This window comes from Algoriphagus alkaliphilus, from assembly GCF_900103735.1.
Classification (GTDB): Bacteria; Bacteroidota; Bacteroidia; order Cytophagales; family Cyclobacteriaceae; genus Algoriphagus; species Algoriphagus alkaliphilus.
This window is the reverse complement of sequence record NZ_FMXE01000016.1, coordinates 12524-26161: the sequence shown is the minus strand read 5'-3', so window position 1 is coordinate 26161 and position 13638 is coordinate 12524. Positions and strand designations below refer to the sequence as shown.

8 protein-coding genes are annotated in these 13638 nt (G+C 44.0%); all 8 read left to right on the top strand.

The window, feature by feature from the left end; translation table 11 throughout:
- The first annotated feature begins 30 nt into the window (after positions 1 to 30).
- The 8 genes from BLQ81_RS12125 to BLQ81_RS12090 all read left to right on the top strand — a co-directional run bounded on the left by BLQ81_RS12125 (position 31) and on the right by BLQ81_RS12090 (position 13631).
- Positions 31 to 3201, top strand: coding sequence for a SusC/RagA family TonB-linked outer membrane protein (locus tag BLQ81_RS12125; RefSeq protein WP_092730344.1), 3171 nt, complete (start codon positions 31 to 33; stop codon positions 3199 to 3201).
- A 12-nt stretch (positions 3202 to 3213) separates the two neighbouring features.
- Entirely contained in the window at positions 3214 to 5070 is a 1857-nt protein-coding gene (locus BLQ81_RS12120) for a RagB/SusD family nutrient uptake outer membrane protein (protein WP_092730342.1), read from the top strand.
- Between the two features lie 126 nt (positions 5071 to 5196).
- Positions 5197 to 8481: a VCBS repeat-containing protein gene (locus tag BLQ81_RS12115; protein WP_245693253.1), complete on the top strand. Its 3285-nt coding sequence runs from the start codon at positions 5197 to 5199 to the stop codon at positions 8479 to 8481.
- A 45-nt stretch (positions 8482 to 8526) separates the two neighbouring features.
- A complete protein-coding gene (locus tag BLQ81_RS12110) occupies positions 8527 to 9483 on the top strand; it encodes a formylglycine-generating enzyme family protein (protein WP_092730338.1) in 957 nt (318 codons plus the stop codon).
- A gap of 21 nt (positions 9484 to 9504) precedes the next feature.
- A complete protein-coding gene (locus tag BLQ81_RS12105) occupies positions 9505 to 10818 on the top strand; it encodes a Gfo/Idh/MocA family protein (protein ID WP_092730336.1) in 1314 nt (437 codons plus the stop codon).
- Between the two features lie 3 nt (positions 10819 to 10821).
- Positions 10822 to 11736, top strand: a complete 915-nt coding sequence (locus BLQ81_RS12100) for a hydroxypyruvate isomerase family protein (RefSeq protein WP_092730334.1) — start codon at positions 10822 to 10824, stop codon at positions 11734 to 11736.
- Complete coding sequence (locus tag BLQ81_RS12095; protein WP_092730332.1) at positions 11733 to 12734, top strand: WD40/YVTN/BNR-like repeat-containing protein; 1002 nt, start codon at positions 11733 to 11735, stop codon at positions 12732 to 12734. Before BLQ81_RS12100 ends, BLQ81_RS12095 begins: the two co-directional genes overlap by 4 nt.
- Positions 12735 to 12896: 162 nt before the next feature.
- Complete coding sequence (locus tag BLQ81_RS12090; protein ID WP_092730330.1) at positions 12897 to 13631, top strand: 1-(5-phosphoribosyl)-5-[(5-phosphoribosylamino)methylideneamino]imidazole-4-carboxamide isomerase; 735 nt, start codon at positions 12897 to 12899, stop codon at positions 13629 to 13631.
- Positions 13632 to 13638 lie beyond the last annotated feature (7 nt).

The following is a 13638-nucleotide window of genomic DNA, read 5'->3' as shown; positions in this document are numbered from 1 at the left end:
ATGTATAATTTCACTAACCCAAAAATGCCTATGAAAATCTCTACCTATGCCAGGCTCCTAAGCCTGACATTTTTGATGTGCCTAATCAATTTAGGTACTGCACAGGCCCAGACCAAGGAGGTGTCTGGCGTTGTAATTTCCGGTGAGGATAATTTACCCCTTCCAGGGGTTTCCATCCTTCTAAAAGGTTCCACCTCAGGTACAGTTACTGATGTAGACGGAAAGTTTCGAATTTCTGTCACTTCTGATCAGTCAGTATTAGTCTTTTCTTTTATAGGATTTACTACTCAAGAGGTTTTGGTAGGAGCTCGAAGTGAGATTAGCGTAACCCTTGGCCCAGATATGAAGTCACTTGCAGAGGTGATTGTGGTGGGTTATGGTGAGCAGAAGAGGGAGACTATAACAGGCTCCGTAGCAACTGTAAAAGGGTCTGAATTAGCAAAGTCGCCTGCTGTAAACCTTTCCAACTCCATTGCAGGCCGTATGGCCGGAGTTGTGGCGGTTAATCGAAGCGGGCAGCCTGGTAATGATGGTTCAGCCATCAGAATCAGGGGATCCAACACCTTGGGAAATAATGATGCCCTCATTGTTATTGACGGAATTCCTGCCCGTGCGGGTGGCTTGGACCGTCTCAATCCAAACGACATCGAAAGTATTTCGGTATTGAAAGATGCCTCTGCTGCCATCTATGGTTCAAGAGCGGCAAACGGGGTAATTCTTGTTACAACAAAAAGAGGCATATCAGGAAAACCCGAATTGACCTTTCAGGTAAATCAGGGTTGGGCCCAGCCTACTGTCATCCCTGCTTTGGCCGATGCCGCTCAATATGCGGAAATGTTGAATGATCTAAACATCTACGGATTACCAGTCGCTGAATGGGCTGGAGCGAATCAGGCCTTCAAAACTACCGGATCTTTCACAAGACCAAATGGACAGATAAGAAATGCTCCATACAAACCTAGCGAGTTGGAATTGTACAGAAACGGATCAGATCCTTGGTTTTATCCTAACACCGATTGGTATAAGGAAACTTTGAAAACCTGGTCTCCACAGTCAAGATATAATATCCAGTTGACCGGTGGCAATGAAAATGTTAAATATTTGACGTCAATTGGATATCAGAATCAGGATGGTTACTACAAGCAATCTGCCACAGGGTATAAGCAATATGATATCCGGATGAACTTGGATGCCAACATCAACAAGTTTGTAAAATTGAGTTTGGGAATAATGGGGCGTGAGGAATTCAGGTTCAATCCACCAAGATCAGCGGCAACAATATTCCGTATGCAAATGAGAGGTAAGCCTAACCAGCCTGCTTTCTGGCCAAATGGCCTTCCAGGGCCTGACATCGAAAACGGCGAAAACCCTGTAGTAATCACCACTGATCAGATAGGATATAATCGTGATGTGCGAGATTATTTCCAAACCAACGCAAATCTTGAAATCAAAATCCCGGGTGTTGAGGGATTAAAAGTAACAGGAACGGCTGCTGTTGATAAAACAATGCAATTCAATAAAGTATGGCAAATTCCATGGACTTTATATCAACTTGGACAAGGCTTTGAAGCAGATGGTGTAACTCCAAAATTGGTTCCCAGTAAAAGGGGGCCGGCTGATCCAAGTTTGAATGAGCAAAATTCCAATCAATTAAATATTCTTTTGGGTACTGTAGTGAATTACGACAAGACCTTCAATAAAAACCATACCGTCAATTTCCTTGCTGGTTTTAATAAAGAGACTGTCAATGGCAACAATTTTAGTGCTTTCAGAAGATATTTCATCTCCACTGCAATTGATCAAATGTTTGCCGGCGGAGATTTGGAGAGAAACAATAACGGAGGTGCTTTTGAGCAAGCCCGACTGAATTATTTCGGCCGTATGGCTTACAATTACAAAGAAAAATACCTTTTGGAGTTTCTATGGAGAAATGATGGCTCCTACATCTTCCCCAAAGAAACGCGATATGGGTTCTTCCCGGGTGTGATGGCAGGATGGGTTGTTTCAGAGGAGAGTTTCTGGAAAAATTCAATCGGCAAGACCGTCGACTTCTTTAAAATCAGAGGTTCTTGGGGTCAACTTGGAAATGACCAGATTTTCTTTGGTGGCCAACTTCAGGAATACCAGTTTTTATCCACCTACGGCTTCAGCTCACACATTTTCAACAATACGGAACAAAAAACACTGTTCGAAAGACGTGTTCCCAACCCTTTGATCACTTGGGAAATTGCCAATAATTCCAACCTGGGTTTTGAAGGGCAACTATTTCAGGGAAAGATTTTCTTCGAGCTTGATTTGTTCTACAATAAGAGAACTAATATCCTTTGGCAGAAAAACGCATCTGTGCCCCAAAGTACTGGTCTGATCCTTCCTGCCGAGAATATCGGAGAAGTGGAGAACAAAGGCTTTGATATCAATCTGGGCTACCGTGGAAACATTGGTGATTTGACTTTCTCAGTAGGTGTCAATGGTGGATATGCCAAAAACAAAATCCTCTTCTGGGACGAAGCACCGGGAGCTCCAGAGTGGCAGCGATCAACGGGAAAGCCAATGAACACTTTCTTGGTTTACCAATATGACGGAGTTTTTGCAACTCAGGAAGACATCAGCAGCAATCCACTGAATTATTCGGCAATCACAAACAATCTTCGTCCCGGTGATATGAAATACAAGGATATCGATGGCGACGGGGCAATCACGGATAAAGATCGGGTGAGAATGGACAACAACGACATACCGCTGTTCCAGGGAGGTATGACTTTGAATATGGCCTTCAAAGGTTTTGATTTATCCCTACTCTTTCAAGGTGCTGCAGGTGCCAGACAATATGTAAGTGCAGGTGAATCCGGAAACATCGGTAACTTTTTGCTGGATATCTATGAGGACAGATGGACCATTGATAATCCAAGTTCTGTTCACCCGCGAATTGCAAACCGGAGTGATCAATATTTCTCAGGAGGTAATTCCTATTGGTTCAGAAGTTCTGATTACATCCGTTTGAAAAACGTGGAATTGGGATACAATCTTCCTTCAAATCTTGTAGATAGAATCGGAGTCAAAGACCTTAGACTCTACATTAACGGCCTGAACCTACTCACTTGGGATAAATTAAAAGTTTACGACCCTGAGACAGTAAGTGCCACCGGCCAATATTATCCGCAAGCAAGAGTTATCAATGCAGGTCTTAATGTTACTTTCTAAATTTTGTCAATCATGAAAAGAATAAATAATTATTTGGCTTTTCTGCTTGTGGCTTGTTTTACATTCACTGCATGCAACGACGACTTTCTTGACACCAAGCCTTTGGGAGAAGTCGACGAAACCAGTGTATGGAGCGATATAGCACTAGCAGAAGCTTTTGTCCTTGGCATTTACCAAGGCTTTGGTAACGGGGGTTTTGATGAACAGATGCTGGCATCCCTCACCGATGAAGCCATGTTTACCCACCCGGGTAGAAATATAACCACAATAACTGAGGCGCGCTCAAATCCAGCTGATCCGGGATGGATTAACGGTACAATTTCCTGGCAAAACATGTACCTCCGAATTCGGGCTGCAAACCTAGCCATCGCGAAATTGACCGATCCAAAATTCCCTATTAAAGGAGCTACCACAGATCGTTTGATTGGAGATGCTAAATTCTTACGCGCTTATTATTCTCATCAGTTGCTTCGGTATTACGGGGGATTTCCAATTGTTTCGGAACCCTATACTCTTAATTCTGAAACTTTTGAATTAGCAAGAAATACCTTTGAAGAATGTGTGAATTTCATTGTCAAAGATCTCGATGAGTCAGCGGGACTTTTAATGGGAAAAGCAGCAATCCGCGGAAGAGCAACTCAGGCAGCAGCATTGGCTCTGAAATCAAGAGTATTGCTCTATGCGGCAAGTGATCTTCGTGATGGACCTACTGCTAAAGCAAAATCTGCGACTATCAATAGCTTTACCAATATATCCCTAATTGCCTATACCTCCGGCAACAGACAAGAAAGATGGCAAAAGGCTCGGGATGCGGCAAAAGCAGTTTTGGATCTTACCACCGGAAACCTAATGGGATTGAGTGCTCCAGTGACGCATGCTCAAGGAATCACAAACTATATAAATAATTCCATGGCAAGGAACGGTGGTGAAAGAGAAATTCTTTTAGGCCGTTATTTTATCAATTTAAAAGCTGAAGGTGGAGGAAGACAAGGTTTATTCAATGGGCCTAACGGGTACAATAACTGGGCAGGAAATACTCCGGTACAATCTCTTATTGATGATTATGAAATGATGGATGGTACCAAGTTCACATGGAGCAATTCCGAACACGCAAGTGCCCCTTACAAAAACAGGGATGCACGATTTTATGCTTCAGTTCTATATGATGGTGCACAGTGGAAGCCTCGTTCCTTGGCAAATCAGCCTCGTGATCCATTAGGTCAAATCCAAACCGGGTCTTATCAAGTGACCAATGCCTCAGGTACGATAGTAAATCATCCAGGATTGGATACCAGAAGCAGCCCTATTGAAGATTGGAATGGTAGCTATACCGGCTATTACTTCCGTAAATTTATCGATCCAAATCCTGCTATCATAGACCAAACTTCCTGGCAAGAAGTTCCTTGGCCGGTTTTGAGATATACGGAGGCAGTATTGAATTATGTAGAGGCCTCGATTGAATTGGGTCAGGAGGCTGAAGCAAAAGCATGGCTCAATCAGATCAGGTTCAGAGTGGGCCAGCCCGCTGTAACCGAAACCGGGGAGGCACTGAAGGAACGCTATAGAAACGAAAGGAGAATTGAAATGGCTTTTGAAGAACAACGCTTTCATGATGTCCGTAGATGGATGCTTGCCCCTACCATGTTTTCAAGAAAGGCCAACGGAATTAACATCACCGGAACACTTAAACCGGGTAAAACTCTAAGTACCTATCGGTATGACCCCGAGATTTACAATTATGTATACCGAGTGATCGAAATGGACCCAGGTAAAGAAAACCGTCAATGGCTGGACAAAATGTATTTCCTGCCTATCCACCGAGACGAAATGAACAGGAACAAGCTACTTGTTCAAAACCCGGGATATTAAAATTCCTCCTTAATTTGTCTGAGCTATCCCATTTGGGGTGGCTCAGACTTTATTTATATGAAGACCTTTCCAATTTCCTTTTGCTTACTGCTATTATCTTGGCTTATTTTTTCCTGTGAAAAAGCTGTGCAACAAACTCCAGTCCAGGAATCCACACCTTCTGACCCACTCTTTCGGTTACTAAGCGCTGATTCTACCGGAATTACTTTTTCCAATCCAATTGAAGAAAATCTTAACTTAAACGTCCTGATGTATGAATACCTCTACAATGGTGGAGGTGTAGCCGTAGGGGATCTTAATCAGGATGGCTTGGAAGATATTTATTTTTCGGCCAATGTGGGCCAAAATCAACTTTATTTGAATGTGGGAAATCTTAAGTTCAAAGACATCACACAATCCTCCGGAGCCAGTGGTCGACCTGGTCCCTGGAAAACCGGCGTAGTCCTGGTCGATATTAATGGGGATGGCAAATTGGACATTTACCTCTGTCACTCCGGAGCATTATTGCCGGAGAAGCGAAAAAATGAGCTTTTTGTCAATCGGGGAAATGACCCAAATGGGATTCCTCAGTTTAAAGAAATGGCGGAAGAATACGGGATAGCCTCTGACGCAACTTCTACTTCTGCGGCATTTTTTGACTTTGATCTGGATGGGGATTTGGATTTGTTTCTACTGAATCATAATACCAAATCCATCCAAAATCATGATGCCACTGTCACCAAAAATTTATTGAAAGAGAAGCACGAAGCAGGCTCCCAGCTTTTTGAAAATCAAAATGGAAAATTCATTGAATTAACCGAAAAAGCCGGGATTTCAAGTTCCAGCTTGTCCTATGGATTGGGTGTTTCGGTGGCAGATGTAAATGGAGATGGCTGGCCGGATATCTACATCGGCAATGACTATTCCATGCCAGACTACCTGTATATCAACCAGAAAAACGGAAAATTCAAAGATGAAATTCAGGTGATGCTCGATCATGTTTCTCATTTTTCGATGGGAAATGATATCGCTGATATCAACAATGATGGCTTGATGGACATTTTTACATTGGATATGCTTCCCGAGGATAATCTTCGGCAGAAGCTACTCCTTGCACCGGATAATTTTGAACTGTTTCAATTAAATCTGGACCGTGGATTTCACTACCAATACATGCGGAATATGCTCCACATCAATGCGGGAAACGGGACTTTTCAGGAAGTAGGTCAATTGGCAGGAATCTCAAATACTGACTGGAGTTGGTCGGCACTTTTTTCGGATTTTGACCTCGATGGCTGGAAGGATCTGTACGTCACCAACGGGTATTTGAGAGATTACAACAACCAGGATTTCCTGAAATACATGGATAATTACGTCCGAACCGCGGGAGGTCAATTGAAGCGTGAGGATTTACTCAATCTGGTCAAGTCTATGAGCTCATCCAACCTGAAGAATTATACTTTTCGCAATAATGGTGACCTGACCTTTGAAAATGTAAGTAAAGCTTGGGGGCTTTCGCAAAACGGAAACAGCAACGGTGCCGCCTACGCAGATTTGGACAATGACGGAGATCTGGATTTGATCATCAACAACATCAACGCGACGGCTTTTGTCTATGAAAATCTTGCGGTTCAAAAGGGGAAAGGTAATTTTCTGAAAATCGAACTCAAGGGCGAGGGGCAAAATACCATCGGTCAGGGCGCACTCGTGAAAGTTTTCGCCGGAGGAATAACGCAAGTTCAAGAGCAAAATATCTACCGGGGATTTCAGTCTTCAGTCACTCCAATTTTGGTGTTTGGAGTGGGTCAAAACACAAAAACCGATTCAGTCCATGTACACTGGCCCGGTGGTAAAGTTTCCATTCTCAAGGATTTAAATGTCAACGAATCTTTCATCGTTTCACAAGCTGAAGCAAGAAAAAGTCAAAATTCAAAAACGGTAAAACCCCAGCCACTATTTACGCAAGTGGCTAAAATCCCGTCCTCCAAAGCCCAAACAGTCAATGATTTCAAGAGACAGCCACTTTTGAGCTTTGGTATCTCCGGAAACGGGAAAGCCATGGCAGTGGAGGATTTCAATGGTGATGGCAATCCCGACATCTTTTTGGGCGGAGGTGCAGGAGTCAGCGCCCGATTGATATTTGGTCAGGGGGATGGGAGATTTTCCAGAACCGATTCCACCGCATTCCTTGCGGCGGCTCTATCTGAAGATTCCGATGTCCTGAGTTTTGATGCGAATGGAGACGGGTTTTTAGATCTTGTGGTCGGAAGTGGAGGGATGCATCAGTTTAATCTGGGTGATGCCGAACTTCAAGTCCGATTGTACCTCAACGACGGCAAGGGCAATTTTTCAATGTCTCCAAATGGACTTCCAAAAGAGTCCTTTCCAACTGGTACTTTAGCGACTGCTGATTTCAATGGAGATGGCTTTGACGATATTTTTGTTGGTGGGCGTGTAGTCCCGGGACAATACCCCACTTCTCCCGGAGTGCGTATCTGGACAAATGAAGGCAAGGGAAATTTCACTGACCAAACTGCTGTTTTGGCTCCGGATTTCAAAAATCTGGGCATGATCACAGATTCAGGTTTTGCAGATTTGAACGGAGATGGTAAGCCAGAATTGATTCTGGTAGGAGATTCCATGCCTGTCACGATTTTTACTAAAACCGGAGCTATTTGGCAAAATGTAACCTCTGTTTACTTCGATTTGCCACAGGTTGGATTTTGGTCAAACCTACTGATCGGGGATTGGGACTTGGATGGAAAGCCGGAGCTTTTCATCGGAAATCATGGCAAAAATTCCCAGCTTTTTGCTTCTGACACCCAGCCCATGGAATTGCTTTACAAGGATTTTGATGCCAACGGTTCCACCGATGCCATTTTGGGCTATTACATTCAGGGAGAAAAATATCCTTCACCTAGTCGGGACGAGGTCCTCGGTCAGGTCTTGTTTTTGAAGAAAAGATACTTGGATTTTAAAAGCTTCTCAGAAGTGAAAATGGATAATCTTTTCACTCAGGAGGAGCGAAAAGACAGTCGATCCACATTTATCAACCGATTAGAAACAAGTTATTATGTTTTGGACCAAAGTGGTAAATTTCAAGCTAAGCTCTTGCCTGTACAAGCCCAGTTCTCTCCTGTTTTTGCCTCGGTATTTAAAGATTTGAATGGAGATGGGAATCCCGATCTAGTATTGGGGGGAAATCTTTTTGATGCGAAAATCAAGTTTGGTCGTTACGACGCCAATCATGGTTTGGTTTTCCTTGGGGATGGAATGGGAGGCTTCAAGGCACTTTCTTCTGTTCAATCCGGCCTTTCTTTAAAAGGAGAAATCAGAAAGATTGAGCTCTTTGGAGAATATTTGCTTTTTTACCTGAAAGACGATGGGATTTACCTATTTCGTCACCATTTATCAAAAGAATTAAGCCAATAGCAGCAGAATAACGTAATTTAAATTTTGAAATTGCCCAACATAACCATGAAGAAGTACTTTGCGGCATCCGGCCTCATACTGATGAGCTTTCAGCTGAATGAGCGTGCCGTGTTTGAAGCTTACACCCAAAGAATTCCAGGCACGGAAGTGACCTTTGACATGACTCCCATTCCTGCCGGGACATTTCTGATGGGTTCCAATGATCCCGATTTTCCTGATCAAAACCCCGTTCATGAAGTGAAATTGGATGCCTTTTGGATGGGTGTTCATGAGGTAACTTGGGATGCCTTTGAGCTTTTTTTGGATAAACACTTTGAAGAATCGATGACTGAAGGGGGGCTTGGGGAGCGGGTGGATGGTTTGACTCGACCCAGTTTGCCATATTTAGACATGACTTTCGGGATGGGAAAAGAAGGAAAGCCTGCGGTGGGGATGACCCAATACGGGGCGCTTCAATACTGTCATTGGCTCTATTTGAAAACTGGCATTTTCTATCGAATTCCGACAGAGGCCGAATGGGAATATGCTGCAAGGGCAGGCTCCAAATCACGGTTTTTCTTTGGAGAAAATGATACTTTGCTTTCCGAATATGCATGGACGAATTCAAACAGTCAGGGAAGCACCCAAGCAGTGGGCTTAAAGAAACCGAATCCTTGGGGACTTTTTGACATTTACGGAAATGTACAGGAATGGACTATTGACGGGTATGAGCCTGATTTTTACACTAGATCCGGAAAAGAAAATCCCTTCAATCCAGCAGAGAAACTTTATCCACACGTGGTACGCGGCGGAAGCTTTAAAACAATAGACAATGAAATCGGGTCGGCAGTCCGTAAAATTTCCGATCCGGCCTGGAAACGCATCGATCCTCAAATTCCAAAAAGCCAATGGTGGTTCCCCGAAGCTCCATTTATTGGATTGAGAATCGTGAGGCCGCTGATTCCACCTTCTCCGGAGGAAATTCAAGCCTATTACAATCAAGAACCTATTGCTGATTATTAACAACCCTAACTAACCATATCTATGAAAACTCTTAATTCACGGAGGGACTTTATCAAAACTTCGGCCTTGGTCACAGGGGGGATTTTGGCCCCTTCTTTTATCGTTCCGGGGGCGTATGCAGCTCCTGCAAATGAGCTGAAGCTCGCCGTCATTGGCTGCGGAGGCCGAGGCACCGGTGCAGTATTTCAGGCTTTCGAGACTGGACACCCAATCAAATTGGTTGCCATGGCAGATGCCTTTCAGGATCGAATGGACAGTAGCTACAAAGCTATTTTTGACAAGTATGGTAAAGATAAAGTAGATGTGCCCGTTGAAAAAAGATTCGTCGGGTTTGACGGATACAAAAAAGCAATGGCTGAGGCTGACGTGGTGATATTGGCCGCGCCTCCGGGTTTTCGTCCTTCCCATTTTGAAGAAGCAGTAAATCAGGGGAAGCAGATTTTTGCAGAAAAACCAATGGCTACCGATGCTGCAGGCATCCGAAAAGTATTGGCTGCCGCTGAAGTGGCTAAAGCCAAAAAACTAAACGTGGTCGTTGGTCTACAGCGTCACTATCAGAACAACTACCGCGAGGTCATGAAGCGAGTTCACAACGGGGATTTGGGAGAAATCGTCGGCGGTCAAGTGTACTGGAATGATGGCGGAGTCTGGGTGCGTGAACGTAAGCCGGAGCAAACCGAGATGGAGTACCAAATGAGAAACTGGTATTATTTCAACTGGCTATGTGGTGATCATATCGTAGAACAGCATGTTCACAACATTGACATTGCCAATTGGGCTAAAAATTCCTACCCGGTAAAAGCAGAAGGAACCGGAGGACGGGCTGTCCGAACCGGCAAAGACCACGGGGAAATTTTCGACCATCACGTGATAACGTTTACCTATGCCGATGGCTCTGTGATTCACTCCGAGTGCCGCCATTTCCCGGGTGCTGCCAATCGTGTGGATGAGACATTCCAAGGAACCAAAGGAAAGGTTTTCCTGAGTGCGGGCAACCATGGCGTGATGACTGACTGGAAGGGAAATCCAATCTATACCCACAATCGGGAAAATCAGCCTAACCCATATCAGACTGAGCATGATGAACTATGGGCAACTTTGGTCAAAGGCGAATACAAGTTTGCCGATGCAGAGAATGCCGCTAAGTCCACCATGACTGCGATTATGGGACGCTACGCTACCTATTCAGGGAAGGTCCTGACTTGGGATGAAGCGCTAAACGGTACTGTGGACTTATTCCCTGAAAAACTGGCTTGGGATGCTATGCCGAAGATCCTTCCTGGAGCTGACGGCTATTATCCACATGCCATTCCTGGTAAATCCAAAGTCGTTTAAACTATGGAAAGAAGAGGATTTATTAAGCGAATGGGATTAGGCAGTGCCCTTTTGGGTACAGCCGGAGCGATGAGTATTCCTGCTTTTGGAGCTGAAAAAGTTCCGGCTCCAACCTTTAAAATGGACTTTGCGCCGCATTTCGGAATGTTTAAAAATTCTGCTCCCGGAGGCATTGTCGATGAATTGAAATTCATGGCAGACCAGGGATTCCGGTCATTGGAAGACAACGGCATGCTGAAAAGGTCGGTGGCAGATCAGGAGTTGATCGGGAAAACCCTCAATGATCTGGGCATGCGAATGGGTGTATTTGTAATCGATGGCGGAGACAATTGGAAAGTTTCTTTGACTACCGGAAAGCAGGAATTTTTGGATGTTTTTCTCAAAACCTGCCGAGAGTCAGTTGAGGTAGCCAAACGGGTAGGTGCCAAATGGGCGACCGTTGTACCGGGCTATTTTGAGCGCAATCTCCCGATGGGTGTACAGACAGGGAATGTGATTGAAGCCCTGAAAAGAGCTGCTGAAATTCTTGAGCCACATGGATTGACCATGGTATTGGAGCCATTGAGTGACAATCCGGATCTCTTTCTCCGTCATGCGGATCAGACCTACATGATCTGCAAGGCAGTCAGCAGTCCGAGCTGTAAAATCCTCTACGATATTTACCACATGCAGCGAAATGAGGGTAATCTCATCGCGACTATGGAGAAAACCTGGAGCGAAATTGCCTACATTCAGATTGGGGACAATCCCGGCCGTAAAGAACCGGGGACTGGAGAGATTCATTATGGAAATGTGTTCAAATACATCAATTCCAAGGGATTTACCGGAGTAATGGGGATGGAGCACGGCAATGCCTTGCCGGGAGTAGACGGTGAAAAAGCACTGATTGAAGCTTATCGCAAAGTGGACATTGTATGAAGTTAAGTACGCTTTTGTTCCTGGGATTATTTTGGGTGATTTTTTCCCAATCTCAAAATCTTCAATGGAAAGAGTTTGATACACCTGTGAAAGCCTCCCTAAGGGGGCTTTCACCTGTTTCAGGTCAAGTTTGTTGGGCAAGTGGAAGCGGAGGAACTTGGCTCAAAACCACAAATGGAGGAGAAACTTGGGAACATGGCGTAATTGCAGGTTTGGATTCGGTAGATTTTCGATCAATACAGGCATTTGATGCAAATACCGCTGTGGTGGCCTCAGCAGGTCAGCCTGCTCTTATTTTAAGAACTGAAAACGGGGGCAGGACGTGGGATTGCGTTCACGAGGAAGGCGATCAGGCCTTTTTTGACGGGATAAGTTTCTTAAATAAAAAAAGAGGATTCCTGATCGGAGACCCTGTCAATGGGAATTGGATGGTCTTAGAGACCTTGGATGGAGGTAAAAACTGGAAGTCTTTGGAGAATTTGCCTCCAGCAGAAACAGGTGAGGCTGCTTTTGCAGCTAGTGCTTCCTCCTTAATTGCTACCAAAAAAGGATTGATTTTTGGGACAGGAGGATCGATATCCAATTTATATTTATATGATTTTTCGGATCAAACATGGGATAAAGTAAAAACTCCCATGCTTCAAGGAGAAGCTTCTCAGGGGATTTTTGCGGTCACAAGTATTGAATCAGGAATAGTAGCTGTGGGTGGTGATTATACCAAACCTGATTTCAGGGATCGAAATGCTGTTAGATTTGGTGGCGATTCGTTCGAGAATCCAATCGCTTCACCTCTTGGATATCGTTCAGGTTTGGGGTATTTCAAGAAGATTGGAATTGTGATTGCTGTTGGCCCATCTGGCTCAGATTTTTCAAAGGATGAGGGATTGAATTGGGAAAATTTTTCAATGACCGGGTACCATGCTGTCAAGGTTTCTTCGGACGGAAATTCAACCTGGGCCTCTGGAGGCAATGGCAGAATTGGGCGTTTGATTCATTGATAAAAAAACTGCTATTTTTTATAGGAGAGGCATAGAATTACCCGGCTCTTTTGTGAAAATGTAAAGTTTTGGCTTTTGCCGCTTTTTATACAGCGCATCAGTAGTATATTTAAGCAAGCAATTACATTTTCAATTTTCCAAATCTCACGAATCCAAAAATCCATGTTTGAAATAATTCCCTCCATTTGGCTAATTGATGGTAAATGTGTCCGCTTGAAAAGAGGCGATTTTGCAACTCAGGAGGTGATTTCAAGTAACCCGCTGGAAATTGCGCAGACATTTGAGGGTATTGGAATCAAACGACTTCATTTGGTCGATCTTGATGGAGCAAGAAGAGGTGAACCAAAAAATTATCACATTTTAGAGGCCATAGCAGGATACACAGATCTATTAGTTGATTTTACCGGAGGAGTTTCTACGGATGGTGACGTAATTAAGTGTTTTGAGTTTGGTGCCAAAACTGTGACCATTGCCTCTGCAGCTGCAAATCACCCGGAGCGATTTGCTCAGTTCCTTTTATCCTATGGGAGAGAAAAAATAAATCTGGCAGCAGACACCAATCCAGAAGACCATAAAATAAAAATCAAAGGTTGGCTTAAAAAGACTGAAATAGACCTTTTTGATCATATCGAGTTTTTTTATGACAGAGGTTTAAAATATCTCAAGTGTTCGGATGTCACCCGTGACGGTGTGATGCAGGGTCCGAATTTTGAGCTTTATAAAGAAATTCTTGACAAATTTCCATCGATCCATGTAGCAGCATCGGGAGGAGTAAGGGGGATTGATGATTTCAAAAAACTTCGGGATATGGGTATGACTGCAGCCGTTTTTGGCCGTGCATACTATGAAGGGAAAATAAGTCTCGCCGAACTTGAAAAGTTTTTACAAGACACATAAAACAAAA